Genomic DNA, 19,055 nt, shown 5'->3' on the forward strand with positions numbered 1-19,055 from the left:
AAATAACTCAACAGCTAATGTGCTGACGAAAGCAGCTAATGCTGCTGAGGAATTATCATGACTAACTTTAAGACCGGCGTTTTGCTGGGAAGAATTCCCTATATTCGTAAGGGAGATCAAATTGACCCCGTGATCGTGATCAATGGCGGGCAGGGCTTTGTACGCAAACACAGCTTTGACAGGATGATGCGTGACGCAAAGCGTGTCGCACGTATCCTGCCGCCAACACAGGGCTTTATCCTGATCGGCTACGATCAGCAGCCCGATGCAAAGGCGACAATTGAAACGATTGTGTCAGATTATGAGCACGCCATCAGAGAACTGAAGGTCTCGGCGTTTTCGCTCATGGGGATATCCTATGGCGGACTGCTAGCGACAAGGCTTGCGGCAGCGCGCGAAGGGTGGGTTAAGAAGCTGATTCTGGTGGCGAGCGCTCACAAGTTCAGCATGAATGGAGAAATCAGGATTCAACGACAAATCCAGTTTGCTCAACAGGCGCAGTACTACGGTCTGATCAATGATTTTGCGGCAATATTCCGTAATCCCTTGTTGAACTTATTATTGAAGATAAACCTCTGGGTTGACCGCAACAAACTTCCCGAAAAAATGAATTCCGGTGAAGTTATTGTCCGGTATCTTCAATTGATAATGCTGGCCGAGCCAGTCGATCTAAACTCAATTACAGCAAGGACATTGATTATCGGCGGGGAACTGGATCAGTTTTTTGGCGATGGCATGATGGAAGCAGCCCAAAATGGTATCTCCCACGCTACGCTGCAGCTCCTCAAAGGGCAAACCCATATGGCCCCGGTTGAATGCAGTAGACAATTTCGACGGATCCTGACGGAATTTCTCGATTAAGCAGAATTCAGGGAACGCTAAGAAGCCCGCTGTTGCGGGCTTCGCGACCGATAGCTGCTGCCAGCCTGTTTGACCGCACAAGGTGGAAGGTTCTCGACCCCGAATATCGGCAGGACTTTAACACACTTGCCGAGCAGCTTTCAGACGACTTGGTTTTCAACGGAATGTCGGACGACCGGCGCAAGATCATCGTCGCACACATGCAGGATAAACGGCCCCTCTATTACTATCGCTCTGGTGGTGCTGCGGCTTGATCGGCTTGGACGATCAACGCGCGATGTTCTCAACCTTGTTCATGAGCTTGACGAAAAGGTGCATCCCTGCGTGTCCTCGAACCTGAAGTCACGACGGCTGGAAGCATGGGGCGAATGGTCATTACTATCCTCGGCATGGTTGCCGATATGGAGCTCAAGTTCATCAAGGACAGGCAAAGAGCCGGGATCGACACGGCAAAAGCCACGCGGACGTACAAGGGGCGGAAGAAGAATGTCGATGACGTTGAAATCCGCAAACGAATACTTGCGGGCGCAACCAAAGCAGCGGTTGCACGCGATCTGAACGTTTCCAGAATGACCGTATACCGTGCTCTCGCAGGTCAGGGAGCCAACTCAGAAATCACGTAAATCTGGTGTTCTCTGTCCGTTCTTCGAGTTGGCCAAAATCGCAGCTTCGGGCCGACTAGGCCTAACCGGTGTTTTGCAGACCACCTCCAAAAAATCAACAAAGGCTTCCGCCCTGTCAGGCGGAGGAGAGGAAGAGGGATGCAGGAATAGAGTGACTTGTGAAGGAGTAAGATAGGCTTACTCCGCCGGTCACGGAGATTCCCATGACCAACATCACCACTTACGGCCAAAAACATCAAAATAGGGCTGGACTGTCAGGATATGTTGCCGAGCTGGGGGCAGCGTTCCTCAGCGCCCGCCTGGGCATCACTGCAGAACCCCGCGAAGATCACGCCAAATACCTGGCCAGCTGGATCAAGGTCCTGAAAGATGATCGCAAGGCGTTCATCACCGCTGCATCCAAGGCAGCCGAGGCCAGCGATTACCTGCTGGCCCTGGCCAATCAGGAGCAAAAGCAAGCGGCCTGATGGCCGCTTTTCTCCGGCCTGCGAGGCCTGCGCGCTTCGCTTGCCGGGGGCTACTGGCTTACGGTTGGAAGTGGCTGTCTTGCTGGTCCCCTCACACTATCATGCCGTTCTCGCAGTCAAGGGCTGCGCCCGGCCTTCGCCGTGCTTGCGGCCATGGCCGTTTTGACCTGCCCCCCGTAAATAGTACGGAAACGATGTAGAGTCCATTCCCAAAGGAATGGCAATGAAGAAACGATTCACGGAAGAACAGATCATCGGCGTGCTCAAGGAGGCCGATGCGGGTGCCAAGCCTGCTGAACTGTGCCGCAAGCACGGGATCTCCGAGGCGACGTACTACAACTGGAAGGCGAAGTTCGGTGGCATGACGGTGTCGGACGCTCAGCGCCTGAAGGAGCTGGAGCTGGAGCTGGAGAACAACAAGCTCAAGAAGCTGTTGGCTGAGTCGATGTTGGACAAAGCGGCGCTTCAGGATCTCTTAGGCCGAAAGTAGTCAGCCCGCAGGCCAGGCGCGAGGCGGTCAGGACGCTAATGACCGAGCGCGGCATGGGTATCACCCGGGCCTGCGGGCTCGTAGGGATTTCTCGGTCTCTGTTTCACTACGAGAGCCGGCGCACGGGCGATGCGGCGCTGACTGAACGCATGAAAGAGATGGCGGCGGTCAAGCGGCGCTATGGTTACCGTCGCATCCACGTGCTGTTGCGCCGCGAGGGCTGGCATTCGAATCACAAACGAGTTTGGCGGCTGTACAGCCAAGCTGGGTTGAGCGTGCGTCAACGCAAGCGCAAGCGCATCGCGGCAACCGAGCGCGTGGTTCGTCCAGCGGCGACCGGGCCGAATCAGAGTTGGTCAATGGACTTTGTCGCCGACGGTCTGGCCTATGGTCGCCGGTTCCGCTGCTTGAATATTGTCGATGACTACACTCGCGAATGCTTGGCCATCGAGGTTGATACGTCGCTGCCGGGACTGCGGGTTACCAACGTGCTTGAACGGTTGGTAGAAATGCGTGGCCTGCCTCGATCCATCACCGTGGACAACGGGCCGGAGTTTGCCGGCAGGGCGTTGGATGCCTGGGCCTATCAGGCAGGAGTCACCCTGTCGTTCATTCGGCCAGGCAAGCCCGTGGAGAATGCCTACATCGAAAGTTTCAATGGCAAGTTCCGCGACGAATGCCTCAACGAGCATTGGTTCCTGTCGCTTCGCAAGGCCAAAACCTTGATCGAAAACTGGCGGGTCGAGTACAACACCGATCGGCCTCACAGTGCGCTAGGATATTTAACCCCTACGCAGTTTGCGCAGGCACATCAGGAAAAAATGCTTTTAACCCCGGACTCTATGTCGGCGCCGTACTAAATCTGGGGGCAGGTCAATCGCAGGACAACCTGGTCGGATTTTTGAATGCCGAAGTTTTGAATCATGAGCTTCACATTTGGGAGCTTTCTGTTCATGGCGATTGGCAACGACAAGGTGTTGGCACGGGACTGCTTCGCAGCGCTTACCAATATGCGGTGGAGACCGGCTTGGCTGCGCTGACGCTGACGACTTTTAAAGATGTTCCGTGGTGTGCGCCGGCGTATGCAAAATTCGGGTTCAAACCCGTGATGAACCCCGTCCTGCATCTTCGAGATGCGCTGAATGCCGAGGCTGCTCACGGCCTCCCAGTCGAGCGGCGAGTGGCAATGCGTTTGCCCATAACGAGGCCAGAACAATAACTTGGACGTAGGCAGTCTTCATGCCGGAGGCGGCTTAGTTCACCATGAGTGCCCACAGTGGTACAGACTTAAAGCATTAACGTGACAGCGGCTGTGGAGGTTCCTGCAACTCCCACACCGGTGCCGCTGTTTGGCGAACTGTGGGAGCGGCTGCTGTTGTCGGTGATGGTGCTGGGCTTTGCAGCGCTCGGCCTGTACATGCGCCGCTAGTGATGGCGTGACGATTGCAATGCAGCGGAAGCTGCGCCTATAGCTGGCGGTAATTGATGGCCGCTGGCTTTTTAGAGCACTAGGGAGTCATGTCCTTGGTGCTTTTTTGTGGGCGCCGGGTACGGGCTGAATGACCGCTTTGGTGCAAGACGAACTTCCGGTTTGGGTCGTTAGCAGACAGTGCGGTTGATATGTGCCTTCGGTACACTCCCGGTACACCCATCCGTTTTCACCGCTTCCCCAAAACTCCGCTAACCTACTGTCACCAAACTACTTTCCCCTCCCATCACCTCCGCACCCCTGCACCCCATTCCCCCAAGCACTGCCTTTCCATCACAAACTTTTAATCCGTTGGTCGAGGGTTCGAGTCCCTCAGGACCCACCAGAATATGAAGGGCCTACGCACAGCGTGCGTAGGCCCTTTTTGTTTTTGCTTTGAGCGTATGGTGAGCGGCGGCGTCTCGTGTGTGTTTTAAGATGATTGGCCGCCGATGGCGTCAATGGGATGGAATCGGCTCCACGGTTAGTCTCACGCCAGCGGCACGTGCCAGCTTGAGCACTGTGTCGTATCGTGGCTTTGCACCAGGCGCCAGTGCTTTGTACAGGCTTTCACGGCCTAGTCCTGCATCTTGAGCCATTTTTGTCATGCCGCGTGCCTTGGCCACATCTGCGAGTGCAGCCAGAAAGAGCGCCGGTTCATTCTCTTCCAGGGCGGCAGACAGATAGGCTGCAATCGCTTCTTCGTTGTCGAGGTATTCCGCAGCATCGAACGGGACGGTTTTGATGGCGGTCATGATTGTTCCTCTTGAATTTTTTTCCACATCCTGATGGCAGTCGCGATGTCTTTCTGTTGGGTGGACTTGTCGCCACCATGAAGCAGGAGATAAACCACGCGCCCTTCTCGGGCGTAGTAGACACGGTAGCCTGGGCCGAAATCAATCCGCATTTCTGAGACGCCGTCGCCAATAGGTTTGATCTCACCAAAGTTTCCCAAGCTGGCATTCCTGATGCGAGCGAGGATCTTGGCTTTGCCCATCACATCTTTGAGGCTTGAAAGCCACCGGCCAAACTCTTCGGTGAGGTTGATCGTGTTCATGGCTAAGATAGTATCCGAACGGATACGCTTTATCAAGGTATGGGCTTGCAGTGATGCCGCCTGGTCGTGTGAGAGCGAATCTTTGGTAGCACGCTGTCTTCATCCATATCAGGTTCGACGGGCTTGATACGCAATGACCAAGCTCATTCAAACCTGGCGAACATCAGGCAGCAGCTTGACTGAGATAGCTGGCAATGTCGGCAGTGCGGAAATACACCCTGCGCCCGATCTTCACGCGGGCCTGCCGGATTTGCAGCGCATAGGGTTGCGACGTACGAAGTGCCACCCGCAAGCCGTCCGGGCTGTGATGCAGCAGCTCTGCCAACTGCGGCAGGCCCACCAGAATACGAAGGGGCCTACGCAAACCATGCATAGGCCCTTCTTGTTTTCCATCCACTCGTTGACCGCACTTTTCAGTGCATCGAATCCGGATGCGAACTCACCCATAAAATCCGTGCATCCTCTTGACCTCCGGATATGCAGGCGTGGCCCATGTTGCTGTCGAAATAGCAGGCGTCGCCCGGTTGCAGGGTCAGCGGGGCGTAGCAATCGGTGTGGATGACGATTGTGCCGGAGAGTACGTAGAGAAATTCCTCGCCATCGTGGCGCAGCAATTCGGAGAAGGCTTTCGAGTCGTGCACTTTGATGGTGGTGACCAGGGGTAGGAATTGTTTGTCCGCCAGGTCGCTGTGCAGGATTTCGTAGCCATATTGTGGTGTGTCGTGCGTGACGCCTTCGCCGCGCCGGGTGACGCTGCGGCGCCATAAGGCCGTGGGTTTGCGGTCGTCCGGCTGAAACAGTGCACCGACGTTGATGTCCAGTCCCCGCGCCAGGGCGGCGATTTTTTCATAGGTCGGCGAGAGTTGGCCGTTCTCGATCTTCGACAGGGCCGATGCGGAGATGCCAGAGCGTTCACTGAGCTGTTGCAAGGTCAACCCGGCTTGCTTGCGCAGTTGGCGCAGTTTGTCCGCCAGTACGTTGACCACCTCTTCGGTAGCAACCATGTTTGTCTCCTGTATATCAGGACTTTCTTTTCCTGTGGAAAACCCTAAAGGCGATTTTTTTAGTATCGGAATAATATTTCTTATACGAAATATTTTTTAAGAAAGTACAGGTTTTATCTGTACGACGATGGTAGTTATATGCAAATCCTTGATCAAGCGCTGACTGAGCGCTGTTTACCTTTCGATCGGCTGCTTGCAGCCATCAAGGCCAAGTTCATCGAAGGGTGTTATGCCCCGCTCAGGAACATTCACTGGCAGGACAACCAGACAAGGCAGGCCACAAGTCTGCTGCTTATGCCAGGCGCCAAAAGCCGGCAACAACTAGTCTCTGCACCGCCGGGCTGATACGCCCCACGCGCTTTACATCACAAGGAATTTTCGTCATGACGGTCCAACAAACCGCCGCCACGCCCGGCAAACGCGCATCGGCCAAACGGGTTTTGCTTGCCAGCCTGACCGGCAGCTCCATCGAGTGGTTCGATTACTTTTTGTACGGCACCACCGCTGCCCTGGTTTTCAATAAGCTGTTTTTCCCGAATTTCGACCCGGTCGTCGGCCTTATGCTGTCGTACCTGTCGTTTGCGCTGACGTTTTTCATTCGTCCCTTGGGCGGCCTGATTTTTGCGCATATTGGCGATCGCATCGGGCGCAAGAAAACGCTGGTTATTACACTCTCACTGATGGGTGGCGCGACGGTCGGGATTGGCCTGTTGCCTGGCTATGACTATATAGGCGTGTGGGCGCCTATCCTGCTGGTGTTGTTGCGCCTGATCCAGGGGCTGGGTATTGGTGGCGAATGGGGGGGCGCCTTGTTGCTTGCCTACGAATATGCCGCACCCAACCGTCGCGGTCTGTTTGGCAGCGTGCCGCAAATGGGGGTGACCATCGGCATGTTGCTGGCCACGCTGGCCATGACCTTGATGAGCCTGTTGCCTGATGACCAGTTCATGAGCTGGGGCTGGCGTGTGCCGTTCCTGGCCAGTGCAGGCCTGGTGTTCCTGGGCCTGTGGGTGCGCAATGGCATAGATGAAACGCCGGATTTCCAGAAAGCCAAGGAAGAAGGTCAGGTGGCCAAGATGCCGCTGGTCGAAACCCTGCGCGACCACTGGCGCGAGGTGCTGATCGCCATCGGCGCCAAGGTGGTGGAGACCGCACCGTTCTACCTGTTCTCGACCTTCGTCGTGAGTTATGCCACCGGTGGCCTCAAGTACGATCGTTTCGACGTGCTCAATGCGGTCACCATCGCTACCCTGATTACCACGTTCTGCATACCGCTGATGGGCCTGCTGTCCGATTATGTGGGCCGCGTGAAGGTGTTCATGGTTGGCGCGCTGGCGATGGCCTTGTTCGCAGTGCCTTACTTCATGCTGCTGGATATGCGTTCGAATACGGCCCTGATTATTGCGACGGTCGTGGCTCTCGGCTTGATCTGGGCGCCCATTACGGCGGTGCTCGGTACCATGTTCTCGGAAATTTTTGCCACCCGCGTGCGCTATACCGGCATTACGCTGGGCTACCAGATCGGCGCAGCCGTTGCCGGTGGTACGGCACCGCTGATCGCTACCTGGCTGCTGGATATATACGATGGCTCGTGGGTGCCCGTCGCGGTTTACATTATTGTGGCGGCATTGATTTCGATGGCGGCGGTTTCCACCGTCAGGCTTCGCCGGGTGGAGTGATCGGACTGCCAGGTGTGTTCGACAGGCCTGCGCGTTATGACGCCGGCCTGTCGCCATCAGAAAAGGGCCTGCAGGCATTCATGCCTGCAGGCCCTTTTGCATATTGCCAGGATGAAGGGGAAGACTTACCGCTTTTCCCCGACATCAATCCGGTTGCCATCCGGATCAGCAAACACGAATGCGCGCTGGCCGTAGTCCTTGTCGCTCAGGGATTTGATGATGCGCACCCTTGCACTTACGCACAGTTGGTAGAGCGCGTCGATATCATCGACGAACATGTGCAGCGCATTCATGCGGGTGGCAAGGTGCTCACGATTCTGGCTGAGATGGATTTCGGCGGCATCTTTTTTCAGCACCACGAAACCGACAGGATCGCCGTTTTCGAAGGTTTTCTGAAACCCGAGAACGCCCGAGTAAAAGGCCAGCGCTGCCTGGATATTACGGACGGGCAGGCATGGCGCGGTACGGACGAAAGTGATGGACTGAATGATGGATGGGTTCATCGCAAGTTCCCAACAAATAACGGCAGGGGCGGCGATGCGCTTGCCAGGTCAGGAGCAGTGTCCTATCAGATTGGAAAAGTAGCATACCTCTGGCCCGAGAAAAAGGGCATGAACGAGTCAGGCCCGTTCCCGGCTCCTGACCAGCAGGTCACCCAGGCTGGTCATCAAGATGATGCCCGCGCCCGCAATGACGGTGGTGCCGATGACCACGGGGAAATCGCCGTCCAGGGCCGAGGAGATGGCCAGGCGGCCCAGGCCGTCTATGCCGAAGATGGTTTCGGTGACGATGGCGCCGCCCAGCAGTGTGCCGATTTCCAGGGCACCCAGCGTGATGATGGGGTTGAGGGCGGCGCTCAGTGCGTGGCGGAAATGCACGCTGTTTTCACCCACGCCTTTGGCACGTGCGGTGCGGATATAGTCGTGGCCGAGTACGTCCAGAACGGCTCCTCGGATAACTCGCTGGAAGACGCCCACCTGCACCAGAACCAGTGTGGCCCAAGGTAGGGCCAGGTGCCGCGCCCATTGCCATGGATTGTCGGTGAGCGCGACGTAGCCCGAGGAAGGAAACAGGGGCCAACCGGCTTCGGTCAGCAGATAGAAAAATACGTACGACAGCAGGATGCCCGAAAGCAGGACGGGGATAGACATGAAGATGCAGGCCAGCACGCCAGTCAGCTGATCTTGCCAGCGCCCCTGATGGCGCGCCGCCCAGACTCCCCATAGGGTGGAGAGGATGAACCAGATCAGTGCAGCGCCCAGCACCAGGGAAAGGGTGGCGGGTAGTTTTTCCAGGATAAGGTCGGTGACGGGGGCCTGTTTGCGGAAGGAATAGCCCAGTGCCGGGGGCCAGTTCATGAGGCCCATGGGGGCGCCTTGAATATCCGGCCCGCGGTAGAAGTAATGCCAGAGCTGTTGCCACCAGGGTTCGTTCAGCCGCAGCGCATTGGCGATGCTGTCTATGGATTCCTGCGTGGCGTTGTGCGGGGCCAGCATGGCGGCCGGGTTGCGGTAGGCCAGCCGGGTAAGGAAAAAGCTGGCGGCCAGCAACGCCAGCAGGGTGAACAGGGCCTGGAGCAGGGAGCGCAAGAGACGGGCAAGCATGGCGGAGGCATTCACTGGGATGATGGCGCAGGATCAGAATTAGGATCGCGCGGAGTTCGGGTCCAGCCAGGTACGCGTGCCGGCTGCAATGAGATTGGCACCGGCGACGGCCAGAAAAAGCATCAGCCCGGGGCCCAGCAATAGCCATGGCTGAATCTGATAGAGGCCGGAACGCTGGGCGTCGGCAATCATGTTGCCCAGGCTGGGCATGGGGGCTGCAATGCCGACGCCCAGGAAGGATAAGGTGGCTTCGGCGACGATGTTGACCGGAAGTTGCACGGCCCAGAAAACGGCAAGTTTTGGGGCCAGGATGGGCAGGATATCGCGCAACAGGATGGTGGCAGTGTCCGCGCCGGAAACTTGTGCCGCTTCTACCAGCGGGCCATGGCGCAGGGTCTGTACGATGCTGCGGACCAGCCTGGCGAAGTAGATCCACGAGAAGAGCGCAATCACCAGGATGACCAGCACTTCCGGCGCCAAGACAGGCCTGCCTGCCGCGTCGCGGTTAAGTGTGATCAGCGCCAGCGCCATCAGCACAAACGGGAAGGCGAGGACAACATCCATGATCCTGTCTAGCAGCTTGCCGCGCCAGTCGCGGAACCAGCCTGCCAGCAAGCCCAGTAGCGTGCCGATGACGAGAGCCAGTGTGGTGGCTGGTATGCCGACCAGTAACGATACCCTGGCACCGTAAAGGATGCGTACCAGGACATCCCGTCCCAGGCCGTCCGTTCCCAGCAGGAATTCTTTGCCGGGCCCGACAGGCAGGCCCATTTCATCGAGGCCGGTTGCACGGAATTGCTCGGTAGGGCCATGGCCTGTCAGCGCGGCGATAAGGGGGGCGGCGAGGGCGCCTGCAATGACCACGCCGAAAAGCAGCAGGCCGCTTGTCAGGGCAATGTTGCCGGCGCGCCAGGCGCGCCGTGGACGGAGAAATGATCGGCCTGTCGAATGTTGTTGCTGCCGATCAGGCAAAGAGAGTGATTCAGGCATAGCACAGAGCGGGTGCGGCAGATGGACTGACAATCGGTATCAGGGCCGCCGTTGGCAGTGGCGCATTGGCCGGAGGCGGGGTGCGCAAGCGTTGGCCCGGGATGGCGGCCAGAAGCTGGCGGGTGTAGGCGTGGGCAGGCTGGGCGAAAATGGAGGCGACGGCGCCGTGTTCCACCAGCACGCCATGCTGTAGTACGCCGACCCGATCGCAGAAGCGGGCCACAACGCCCAGGTCATGTGTGATGAATAGCAGGGACAGGCCGGTTTCACGGCGTAGCTGCAGCAGGAGCTGGAGGATTTCCGCCTGCGTTGTGATGTCCAGTGCGGAAACGGGTTCGTCGGCGATGATCAGGCGGGGTTGCAGCGCCAGTGCACGGGCAATGGCAACGCGCTGGCGCTGCCCGCCGGATAGCTGGACAGGCAGGCGTTGCGCCAGCGCAGGGTCCAGACGTACTGCCTGCAGGAGCCGTTCGATTTCCCGGGCGGGTTGGGCGACGCCACGGCGCCGCAGGATTTCTGCAAGCATTGCGCCAATGCGACGATGTGGATTCAGGCTGGCATAAGGATCCTGGAATACCACCTGGATGGCATGGCGTGTTGCAGGGGGATAGGGAACCTGCAAGGCGGCTCCCTGCAGGGTCATGGTGCCATGATCCGGCCGATCCAGCCCAGCAATCAATCTTCCCAATGTTGTTTTGCCTGAGCCGCTTTCGCCCACCAGTCCGAAGATTTCTCCTTCGGCTATCTCCAGGTTGATATCTGACAGCACCGGGCGCTCGCCAAAACTGCGTGTCAGCCCCTGGACGTGCAGCAGTGGTGCTGCAGCGGGCCGGCTCAGGGTATCGCAGGCCGATGTGCCGGGCAGGGCGCCATGAGCGAGCCCGGCCGCATGCAGCAGGCGGCGTGAATACGGATGCCGGGGCCGGGCCAGCAATTGTTCCGTACTGCCACTTTCAACGATTTTTCCCTCCTGCATGACGGCAATGCGGTCGGCGATGTCAGAGACGACCGCCAGGTCATGGCTGACGAAAATCACCGCCAGGCCGTGTCGTCGCTGCAAGTCTTTGAGCAGGGCCAGGATTTGCGCCTGTACGGTGACATCCAGTGCGGTGGTGGGTTCGTCAGCAATCAGCAGGGCCGGTTCCAGCGCCAGTGCCATGGCGATCATCACACGCTGGCGCATGCCGCCAGAGAATTGTCGGGGCAGGTCGTCCAGGCGGTGTGCAGCGTCGCGTATGCCGACTTCGGTCAGCAGTTCGGTCACACGCTGGCGCAAGGCGCGCCGTCCTGGGTATGGCCTGGGCGTGTGCACCAGAATGGCTTCGGCCAGCTGTTCATAGACCGTTTGGTAGGGATGCAGGTTGCTTTGAGGGTCCTGGAAAACGTAGCCAATGCGGGCGCCGCGCAGGCGGCGCAGTTCCCGGTCTGACAGGCGCAACAGGTCCTGGCCTTCGAACAGCACTGCGCCTGATACCTGTGCCTGTCGTGAAGCCAGGCCTGTCGCCGCCAGCAAGGAAATGCTTTTGCCAGAGCCGGATTCTCCCACCAGGGCCAGGGTTTCGCCGCGCCGCACATGCAGCGAGACACCACTCACCACGGGCTGGGATGCGTTGCCAAACCCGACGTGCAATTGCCGGATCTCGAACAATGTGTCGTGCGGGAAGCTGGCCTCGCTGGCGCCGGTATGGCTGTCTTCATCCATCGGTGTTGTTTCCGGTTCAGGGTTGTAGGGCGACATTGGTAATGTCCGCCTGTACCGAGAGTGAGGACCAGTGCCAGTTGGTCACGCGCTTGGAGCTAAGGGAAATCTTGCGTTTCTCGATCAGTGGAATCCAGGGCAGGTCGGTCGAGACCAGCTGGTCGGCCTGGGTCCATATCGGGCCGGGGTTGTCTGATACATAGGCCTGGGCGGCCAGTTTGTTCAATTCAAGGTTGGAGTAGCAGATCGCATGCACATTGCCGGTGCCGCAAGGCGCAGCGTCAGAATTCAGCCAACCGCCCAGCAGCATGCGGGTGCTGGGGCCTTGCCAGTCCGGGGCGAATTGGCTGCCCAATGAAATGTCCCAGCGGCTCTTGGGGTCCTGGATATGGGCATACCATTGCGTGGGTGGAATGGCGATCAGGTTGATGTTGATCCCCGCGCGTGCGGCATCTTCCTTGACGGTCAGGGCGATGGCTTCGAACTGGGCGGTGCTGCGGTAGATGGCATCCAGCGTCAGGCCGTCCGGGTAGCCTGCCTCGGCCAGCAATTGGCGCGCCTTGGCGGGGTCGCCTTGATGCTCGGGCGTGGGGTAGGGGTCGAAGGGTTCGTGGCCCAGGATGGTGGAGGTGATGATTTGCGTCAGGGGAACAGCGGCGATCGGCCCGCCCTGGGTTTGCACAATGTGCGCGCGGTTGACGGCATATGTCAGTGCCTGGCGCACACGCAGGTCGCGCAGTGCCGTGGCGCCAGGAGTCTGGGCTTGCGGTCTGGCGTTGAAGGTGATGAAGTTTGCGGAGCCTGAGTTGGTGGCGTGCAACTGCGGGCTTTTCTCGCGTACGTAGCGGGCGATGGTCGCGCGTGGCGGCACTTCCAGGTACAGCGTCAGGTCAGCTTCACCGGTCGCGATCTTCTGGACGATGGTTTCTTCGTTGTTGGTGGTGAAATCCACCACAATGCTGTCTACCCACGCATGGCGTGCCGGGTCCAGTTTGCCGTCGTAATGGGGGGAGCGTTGCAACACCAGTTCTTTGCCTTGCGTGTAGCGATCGACATAGTAGGGGCCGCTGGACGGGAAATTCTTGCGGAATTCGATAGAGTCAGGAAAGTATTTCGAGGCAATTTCGCGCGGCAGGGGCGTGACGAAATTCATCGAGAGGATATTCAGAAAATCGTAGTTCTTGGTGTCGGAACGCAGTTGCAGCGTGTAATCGTCCAGCGCCTTGACGCCGGGAATGTCGTGGGCATCCAGGAAGGCTTGCGATGCGCCGAGATCGCCGGTTGGTACCTTGGCGTATGCCTGGCAATATTCGCTGAATCCGGAAAATGCCAGGTTGAAGTAATTGACCGCGGCAACCTGTTTGTTGGGGTCGCAGAAGCGCTTGATGGCATAGACGAAGTCTTCGGCCTTGATTTCCCGGTCGGTTGGCCCGGAGTAGCGGACACCCTGGCGCAACTTGAAGGTATAGGTCTTTCCATCGTCTGAAACCTGCCAGGATTCCGCCAGGTCCGGGACCAGGGTTGTGTCGTCTTTCAGGCTGACGGGTGAGCCGGCGTAGGTGACCAATTGCCGGGTGGTGGCGCGCAGAATGGTCCATGAGTCAATGCTGTATCCGGTCAGCGGGTCGAAAGCATCGAGGTCGGCGTTGAGCGACGCTATGCGCAAGGTACCACCGCGTTGCGGGTTATCAGCCATGGCCTGCTGCGGCGCGAAGGCGGCAGCCAGGGCGAGACTGGCCAGCGCAGCCCTGAACATCGGATACGGCATGGAGGGATCCTCTTGAAAACTTTGCTGTTTTGGATGAAGCATTATGAGTCGGTCGTTAGCTGTGGCCTTCGACTTTGTCGGCATTTGCTAATGGCCAGGCTTCATTCGGCGCGTCTCGCATCAACGGGTCAAGCGTTGCAGGAAGCGGCAATGCGAGCGAGGCGAACCGGGATGCCTCGCGCATGACAGTGCGCCAGCCACAGGCCAGGAAGGCGGGCTGGCGGTCGGTGTGACCTTGGCGGGATGGCTGCGTTTCTAGAACATCAGCCCGGCATGGGGGGAACGTGGCGTGTGAAAGAGTCGTGCAAGCTGGTCCAGGGTGTCCGGTGCGGTTGTATGCAGTCGTTGTGCCGCTGCCAGTTCATGGGCGCCATGCGCGCCGAATGCCAGCGATGCCAGGTCTGCAACAGCGATCCGTGCCTGCGGCGCAGCAACGACGCGAGCCACGCCTTGCGGTGAGATGCGCCAAGGCCCGTTGTTCTCCGGGAACAGTTCATCCTCAATGGCCAGGACGATGGCGTTGGCGTCACCATAGGTTCTTGCCGTCAGCAGTGTGGCGACATCCAGTGGCCGTATCCAGCTTTCGTCACGGCGCAGGGAAGTCTCCAATACGCGTTGGTCGCGCAGCAACAGGGGCAAAGGGTCATCCACGGGGCGGGAGTTGAAGATCACTCGCTGCACGATGTCCAAGGAAAAAAGATAGCCGATCAAGGCGCGCCAGGCTTCGTCATCAGCGGCATAAAGATCGTCGACGATGATGCTGCGGCTGGCGGACATCAACCAGTTGTCATTGGGGGCGACATGGAAGCGAAGAAAGCCGCGTTCGTCGTCCTCTGCGCCAAAAACGGCTGCGTGAAAGGGGGTGCTACCGTGCCGTGCACGGAAAGCCTGCATGGCCCACCACGCGTCCCAGCGCACCAGGCCTGCGGCTCGTGTGGGGGGGTGTGCTGCGGCAATGCGGCGCAGCAAAGGAAAGGCTGTGCTCGGATCGACCGGGCGCACTCCTGTGCGCGGCAAGGCGATGGCGGGGTGTGCCTGAGCCAGGTCGAGTTCCTGGCGTACGGACCACGAAGCCACGCCATAGCCGTAGCGGCCATACAGGCCGGCATTGGAGGCGCGCAGTCCTGCCACGGCATAGCCTGTGTCACGGGCCTGTCGCAATTGCTGTGTGAGTAGCTGGCGTGCAATGCCACGCCGGGTCGCCGTGGCGGTGACGCCGACGTGGGTGACGCTCAGGTGGCGTATCTGTGCGCCGCCCGGTACGGTAATGGCAGAGTCATAGCCATTGGTGACGCCCAGCAGCGTTGCGCCATCGAATGCGCCCAGCATTCTGCCATGCGCGAGATACGCGGTTTCCATGTCGGGTTCGATACTGCCCAGATCAGGCAGGGCCAACATGGCCTGGCGGAAGCAGGCAAAGCCGTTGCGACGTTCTGCCTCGCTATCCAGCGGACGGACCGTCACAGGGGGAAAAAAAGCATCCATGGTTCACTGCGCCTTGGGCGGTTCCGTGTAGACCCTGGGCTTGGGCCAGCTTCTGCCCAGGCGTGCCTGCCCGATTTCACGTGCACGATAGGAGACCGGGTCGTGCACCGAATGCGTTCGCGCATTGCGCCAGAAATGATCCAGCCCATGCCGGTTTGCCGTCGAGCGGCCGCCGGTCACTTCATAAATGCGGGAAGTCACTTCCAGCACAACGTCGTTGGCCACGACTTTGGCCTGGTCCACCAGGATTGCCAGCTGTCCCCATGCCTCCGCGCTCAGCGCGGCGCCAGCAAAAAGGGCTTGCTGATAGCTGACGGTGGCTTTGTCCGCCAGCGCTACGCCTGCCTCGATGGCCGCGGAAAAACGGCCGAGAATGGCAAGGTTGTACGGGTCTTCCAGGGCGCTCGATACACCTGATTCAGGCCAGGGGCGGCCATGATGTCGCACATAGGATTCAGCGGCTTTCAGTGCACCTTCGGCGATGCCCAGATAGAAGTGCGCGAAAATGATCTGGCTGAACAGGGGGCGCAAGCCATCACGCTGGTTGGCATCAGCCGGCCAATGATCCAGTCCGGATAGCCTTTCGTGCTCGAACAACTCGACCCGCTCGAAGGTGACTGATCCGGAGGCGGTGAGGCGCTGGCCCAGATTGTCCCAGTCGTCGCCGAAGGTGATGCCTGGGCGATTGGTCGGAATCTGGTAATGCACACGCTTGCCCTGGTCCCACAGGCTGACGGTAATGATCTGGGAAATGGCTGTGCCCGTGGCAAATGTGCGTTTGCCTGAAATGAAGCGGCGGTCGCCATCGCGCTCGATTTCGGCCCATTGATCTCGCGGGTTCGAAACGCCGCCCTGGAACCAGCCGTCTTGCGCGACGTGGCGTACGGTGTCTTCCCATTGTTCAGGCGTGCCGAGTATCCAGGTCCAGACGCCATTTGAATAATGGTAGGCGAGCAACTGGCCGATGGAGCCGTCGGCTTCCGAGATGATGCGGACGATTTCCATGGCTTGCAGCAGGCTGGCGCCTGCGCCGCCCAGTGCACGCGGGACGGCCAGACCCAGCAGTCCTTCACCACGCAACAGTTCAATTTCTGCGTGGGGGTCCTGGTTGGCCTTGTCCCTGGTGATGATGGTGCGCGCCAGTTCATCGGCCACAGTACGGGCACGTTGTTGCCAGCGTGAGAAGTCCGCTGCCGGGATTCCCTGGTACAGCGTGGCGGCGGTGGATTCTGCCAAGGCAGTCTCGAATGACATGAAGGTTTCCTTTGCGTTCAGTTCAGTGGGCGGGTGCGGGCTCGGTGGGTGCGGCCAGCAGGCCTTCGGCGCGCAGCAGTGATGCAGCGCCTTCGCCGAAATGCCAGGCTTCTTCCAGGTGCGGCTGGCCCGAGAGCACGAAGTGGTCGAAACCCGCTTGGTGGTATTCGCGTATCAGTGCGGCGACCTGTGCATGGCTGCCAACCAGTGCCGTGCCGGCACCGCCGCGCACCAGGCCGTAGCCTGACCAGAGGCCGGGGTAAATCTCCAGTTCACGGGCCGAGCGCGGAATGCTGGTGCGAGCGTGATGCAAGGCTGACATTTGCTGTTGTGCGACCGATTCCGATTGCGCCAGCAAGCTTTGCGCAGCCTTGATACTGTCTTCAGACAGACCGGAAAGCAGCCGATCGGCGACGGCCCAGGCCTCGGCTTCGGTATCGCGGGAAATGACATGCAGGCGGATGCCGAAGCGCAATTGCCGGCCCCGCTGCGCGGCGGCAGCCCGCAAGCGTGCCACCCGGGCGGCTTCGACAGCAGGGGGCTGGCCCCAGAACAGCTGGACATCGGCATGTGCGATGGCCACGGCTTCAGCTGCCGGGCTGGCACCACCGAAGAAAATTGGCGGCAGCCCGTAAGGGGACGTCTCGATGCGGGCATCACGGATGTCATAGTGCTGTCCGGCGTAGGAGAACGGCGCGCCAGGCGAGGCCGAGGTGACGCCGCGCAGGACATCCAGGAATTCATGGGTACGGGCGTAACGGGCATCGTGATCCAGGTGGTCGCCAAAGCGTGCCTGTTCGAAACGGTCTCCGCCTGTCACGACGTTGAGCAGCAGGCGTCCGCCTGTCAGACGCTGGAAGGTGGCTGCCTGATGGGCGACCAGCGTCGGGGAAATCAGCCCTGGGCGGAAGGCCACCAGGAACTTCAGCCGTTCCGTTTCACGTGAGAGCGCGGCGGTCGTAATCCAGGCATCCTCGCACCAGGTGCCCGTGGGGGTCAGGACAGCATGGAATGGCTGGGCTTCGGCCGCACGCGCCACATCTGTGAGATAAGCCAGGGTCGGTGCGCGGAAGCTGCCGCTGGCCCCCACGACATGACTGTCATTGCCCGAACCGGTCAGTCCCCGGCTGTCGCCGTTGGTCGGCAGGTACCAGTGCAGATGGATATTGCCGCTCATGCTGGTTCCCTGGCTGCGCTTGCGCGATAGTCCTGCGCCAGGACGGACGGGCCTTGCAGCAGGGCACGAAATGCTGCGCCGGGATGGTCGTCGCTCAGTCTGTCGGTGCCTATGAGGCGGCCACGCAAGGTACGTCCGTGGCCTGGCAGTGTCAGGCGGCCGCGGGCGCGCAATTCAGGAATGACATATTCGATAAAGTCCTCGAATGATCCAGGGCTGATGGCATAGGCGATGTTGAAGCCATCCACGCCTGCTTCTTCGGCCAGCTGTTCGAGCTGGTCGGCAATCTGTGCGCCGGTGCCTACCAGCTTGGGGTGGATACCGCCAACGCCGATGTATTCGGCGATGTCGCGTACAGTCCAGCGCCGGCTTGCGTCCTTGGCCGTCAGGCCACGCAGGGCCGAGCGCCCTGCATTGGTTTCGATATATTCCAGTGGATGGTCCAGGTCGTATTGCGACCAGTCCACGCCCGTCCATGCGGAAAATAGCGCCAGTGCGGCTTCCAGGCTGGTATGGCTCAGATAGTCCTGGTACTTCGCCTGGGCGGCGTCAGCGCTTGCTGCCGGGATGGCCACGATGGCCGTGATGAACTTGATGCTGTCAGGCCGGCGGCCCAGCTCGACGGCCCTGGCGCGAATCGCATCGACGGATGTTCGTATCTGTATCGGACTGGTTCCGCCAAGGAAGACAACCTCGGCATTGCGGGCGGCGAATTCCCTGCCTCTTGCCGAGGTGCCTGCCTGGAAAATCAACGGTGTGCGTTGTGGCGATGGCGCACTGACATGGGCATCCGGTACCTGGAAATAGCGCCCGGCATGTTCGATGGGATGCACGCGTGCGGGGTCGATGTAACGGCCATGGGTGCGGTCGCGCAACAGGGCTTCGTCTTCCCAGGAGCCTTCCCAGAGCTTGTAGCAGACTTCCAGGAATTCCTGCGCCAGATCGTAGCGTTCGTCATGTTCGATCTGCCGGGGCAGGCCCAGGTTTCGGGCTGCACTTTCAAGCACGGATGTCACGACGTTCCAGGCCACTCGGCCCTGGGTCAGGTGATCCAGCGTGGAGAACTTGCGGGCCAGGGCATAGGGCTGTTCATAGGTGGTGGAGACGGTGACGCCAAAACCCAGCCGTCGGGTCACACCTGCCATCGCGGCGACCAGCACCAGCGGGTCATTGAGGGGTTGCTGCGCAGCGGTGCGCAGGGCGGCGTCTGGCGTGCCGCCATAAACGTCGATAGGGCCCAGCGCATCGGCAATGAACAGATTATCGAAGCCGCCCTCGTCGAGCAGTTTTGCAAGATGAGTCCAGTAGGACAGTCTGGTGTACTCATGCGAGCGGTCGTCGGGGTGACGCCAGACACCGGCCGAAACGTGGCCCGGCACGGTCATGGCGAAGCCGTTGAGAATGAGGGGTTTGGGAGTGGAGCTCATCA

At 59.6% G+C, this 19,055-nt stretch carries 21 protein-coding genes and 1 pseudogene; 9 read left to right on the top strand and 13 right to left on the bottom strand.

The window, feature by feature from the left end; genetic code table 11:
* The first annotated feature begins 57 nt into the window (after positions 1-57).
* The 7 genes and pseudogenes from EV679_RS04270 to EV679_RS17950 all read left to right on the top strand — a co-directional run bounded on the left by EV679_RS04270 (position 58) and on the right by EV679_RS17950 (position 3,870).
* The gene (locus tag EV679_RS04270; protein WP_068366961.1) at positions 58-861 is read left to right on the top strand and encodes an alpha/beta fold hydrolase; all 804 of its coding nucleotides are present in this window, start codon (positions 58-60) and stop codon (positions 859-861) included.
* Between the two features lie 317 nt (positions 862-1,178).
* A pseudogene (locus tag EV679_RS18085) lies at positions 1,179-1,307 on the top strand (recombinase family protein); the annotation flags it as partial.
* A complete protein-coding gene (locus tag EV679_RS17805; protein ID WP_434737179.1) occupies positions 1,302-1,484 on the top strand; it encodes a helix-turn-helix domain-containing protein in 183 nt (60 codons plus the stop codon). The pseudogene EV679_RS18085 and the gene EV679_RS17805, both read left to right, overlap by 6 nt.
* A gap of 203 nt (positions 1,485-1,687) precedes the next feature.
* Positions 1,688-1,951 (top strand): zincin-like metallopeptidase domain-containing protein, encoded by a 264-nt coding sequence (locus tag EV679_RS04280; protein ID WP_068366960.1) that lies wholly within the window; start codon positions 1,688-1,690, stop codon positions 1,949-1,951.
* Positions 1,952-2,174: 223 nt separating this feature from the next.
* A protein-coding gene (locus tag EV679_RS04290) for an IS3 family transposase (protein WP_372726418.1) occupies positions 2,175-3,301 on the top strand; the annotation gives its coding sequence in 2 pieces (ribosomal slippage) (positions 2,175-2,427 and positions 2,427-3,301; 1,128 coding nt in all).
* A 29-nt stretch (positions 3,302-3,330) separates the two neighbouring features.
* Positions 3,331-3,660 (top strand): GNAT family N-acetyltransferase, encoded by a 330-nt coding sequence (locus tag EV679_RS04295; RefSeq protein ID WP_332841694.1) that lies wholly within the window; start codon positions 3,331-3,333, stop codon positions 3,658-3,660.
* Between the two features lie 81 nt (positions 3,661-3,741).
* Positions 3,742-3,870 (top strand): hypothetical protein, encoded by a 129-nt coding sequence (locus EV679_RS17950; RefSeq protein WP_257740034.1) that lies wholly within the window; start codon positions 3,742-3,744, stop codon positions 3,868-3,870.
* A gap of 497 nt (positions 3,871-4,367) precedes the next feature.
* Here EV679_RS17950 and EV679_RS04300 read toward each other — a convergent pair whose 3' ends face one another.
* The 4 genes from EV679_RS04300 to EV679_RS04315 form a co-directional block, all read right to left on the bottom strand.
* A complete protein-coding gene (locus EV679_RS04300) occupies positions 4,368-4,664 on the bottom strand; it encodes an addiction module antidote protein (RefSeq protein ID WP_068366953.1) in 297 nt (98 codons plus the stop codon).
* Complete coding sequence (locus tag EV679_RS04305; protein ID WP_130486578.1) at positions 4,661-4,966, bottom strand: type II toxin-antitoxin system RelE/ParE family toxin; 306 nt, start codon at positions 4,964-4,966, stop codon at positions 4,661-4,663. The genes EV679_RS04300 and EV679_RS04305 overlap by 4 nt, the downstream gene beginning before the upstream one ends.
* 163 nt (positions 4,967-5,129) lie before the next feature.
* The gene (locus EV679_RS04310) at positions 5,130-5,330 is read right to left on the bottom strand and encodes a DNA-binding protein (protein ID WP_238591280.1); all 201 of its coding nucleotides are present in this window, start codon (positions 5,328-5,330) and stop codon (positions 5,130-5,132) included.
* Positions 5,331-5,379: 49 nt separating this feature from the next.
* Positions 5,380-5,970, bottom strand: coding sequence for a helix-turn-helix domain-containing protein (locus EV679_RS04315; RefSeq protein WP_068366948.1), 591 nt, complete (start codon positions 5,968-5,970; stop codon positions 5,380-5,382).
* Between the two features lie 138 nt (positions 5,971-6,108).
* Here EV679_RS04315 and EV679_RS17580 point away from each other — a divergent pair, with 138 nt between their 5' ends.
* Together EV679_RS17580 and EV679_RS04320 are read left to right on the top strand one after the other, a co-directional pair.
* Complete coding sequence (locus tag EV679_RS17580; protein WP_134838815.1) at positions 6,109-6,315, top strand: hypothetical protein; 207 nt, start codon at positions 6,109-6,111, stop codon at positions 6,313-6,315.
* Between the two features lie 38 nt (positions 6,316-6,353).
* Entirely contained in the window at positions 6,354-7,649 is a 1,296-nt protein-coding gene (locus tag EV679_RS04320) for an MFS transporter (RefSeq protein WP_068366945.1), read from the top strand.
* Positions 7,650-7,774: 125 nt separating this feature from the next.
* Here EV679_RS04320 and EV679_RS04325 read toward each other — a convergent pair whose 3' ends face one another.
* The 9 genes from EV679_RS04325 to EV679_RS04365 all read right to left on the bottom strand — a co-directional run bounded on the left by EV679_RS04325 (position 7,775) and on the right by EV679_RS04365 (position 19,053).
* Positions 7,775-8,152: a glyoxalase superfamily protein gene (locus EV679_RS04325; protein ID WP_205704121.1), complete on the bottom strand. Its 378-nt coding sequence runs from the start codon at positions 8,150-8,152 to the stop codon at positions 7,775-7,777.
* A gap of 117 nt (positions 8,153-8,269) precedes the next feature.
* Positions 8,270-9,253, bottom strand: coding sequence for an ABC transporter permease (locus EV679_RS04330; RefSeq protein WP_068367753.1), 984 nt, complete (start codon positions 9,251-9,253; stop codon positions 8,270-8,272).
* Between the two features lie 39 nt (positions 9,254-9,292).
* Complete coding sequence (locus tag EV679_RS04335; protein WP_130486579.1) at positions 9,293-10,243, bottom strand: ABC transporter permease; 951 nt, start codon at positions 10,241-10,243, stop codon at positions 9,293-9,295.
* Positions 10,236-11,981: a dipeptide ABC transporter ATP-binding protein gene (locus tag EV679_RS04340; protein WP_207224889.1), complete on the bottom strand. Its 1,746-nt coding sequence runs from the start codon at positions 11,979-11,981 to the stop codon at positions 10,236-10,238. Before EV679_RS04340 ends, EV679_RS04335 begins: the two co-directional genes overlap by 8 nt.
* Positions 11,962-13,710, bottom strand: a complete 1,749-nt coding sequence (locus tag EV679_RS04345) for an ABC transporter substrate-binding protein (RefSeq protein WP_068366937.1) — start codon at positions 13,708-13,710, stop codon at positions 11,962-11,964. Before EV679_RS04345 ends, EV679_RS04340 begins: the two co-directional genes overlap by 20 nt.
* A gap of 255 nt (positions 13,711-13,965) precedes the next feature.
* Complete coding sequence (locus EV679_RS04350; protein WP_068366935.1) at positions 13,966-15,195, bottom strand: GNAT family N-acetyltransferase; 1,230 nt, start codon at positions 15,193-15,195, stop codon at positions 13,966-13,968.
* A 3-nt stretch (positions 15,196-15,198) separates the two neighbouring features.
* Complete coding sequence (locus EV679_RS04355; RefSeq protein WP_068366932.1) at positions 15,199-16,449, bottom strand: acyl-CoA dehydrogenase family protein; 1,251 nt, start codon at positions 16,447-16,449, stop codon at positions 15,199-15,201.
* A gap of 22 nt (positions 16,450-16,471) precedes the next feature.
* Positions 16,472-17,626 carry an LLM class flavin-dependent oxidoreductase gene (locus EV679_RS04360; protein ID WP_068366930.1) on the bottom strand — a complete coding sequence of 385 codons (1,155 nt, stop codon included), beginning with the start codon at positions 17,624-17,626 and terminating at the stop codon, positions 16,472-16,474.
* The gene (locus EV679_RS04365) at positions 17,623-19,053 is read right to left on the bottom strand and encodes an LLM class flavin-dependent oxidoreductase (protein ID WP_130486580.1); all 1,431 of its coding nucleotides are present in this window, start codon (positions 19,051-19,053) and stop codon (positions 17,623-17,625) included. Before EV679_RS04365 ends, EV679_RS04360 begins: the two co-directional genes overlap by 4 nt.
* Positions 19,054-19,055 lie beyond the last annotated feature (2 nt).

This window comes from Kerstersia gyiorum, from assembly GCF_004216755.1.
GTDB classification, from domain to species: Bacteria; Pseudomonadota; Gammaproteobacteria; order Burkholderiales; family Burkholderiaceae_B; genus Kerstersia; species Kerstersia gyiorum.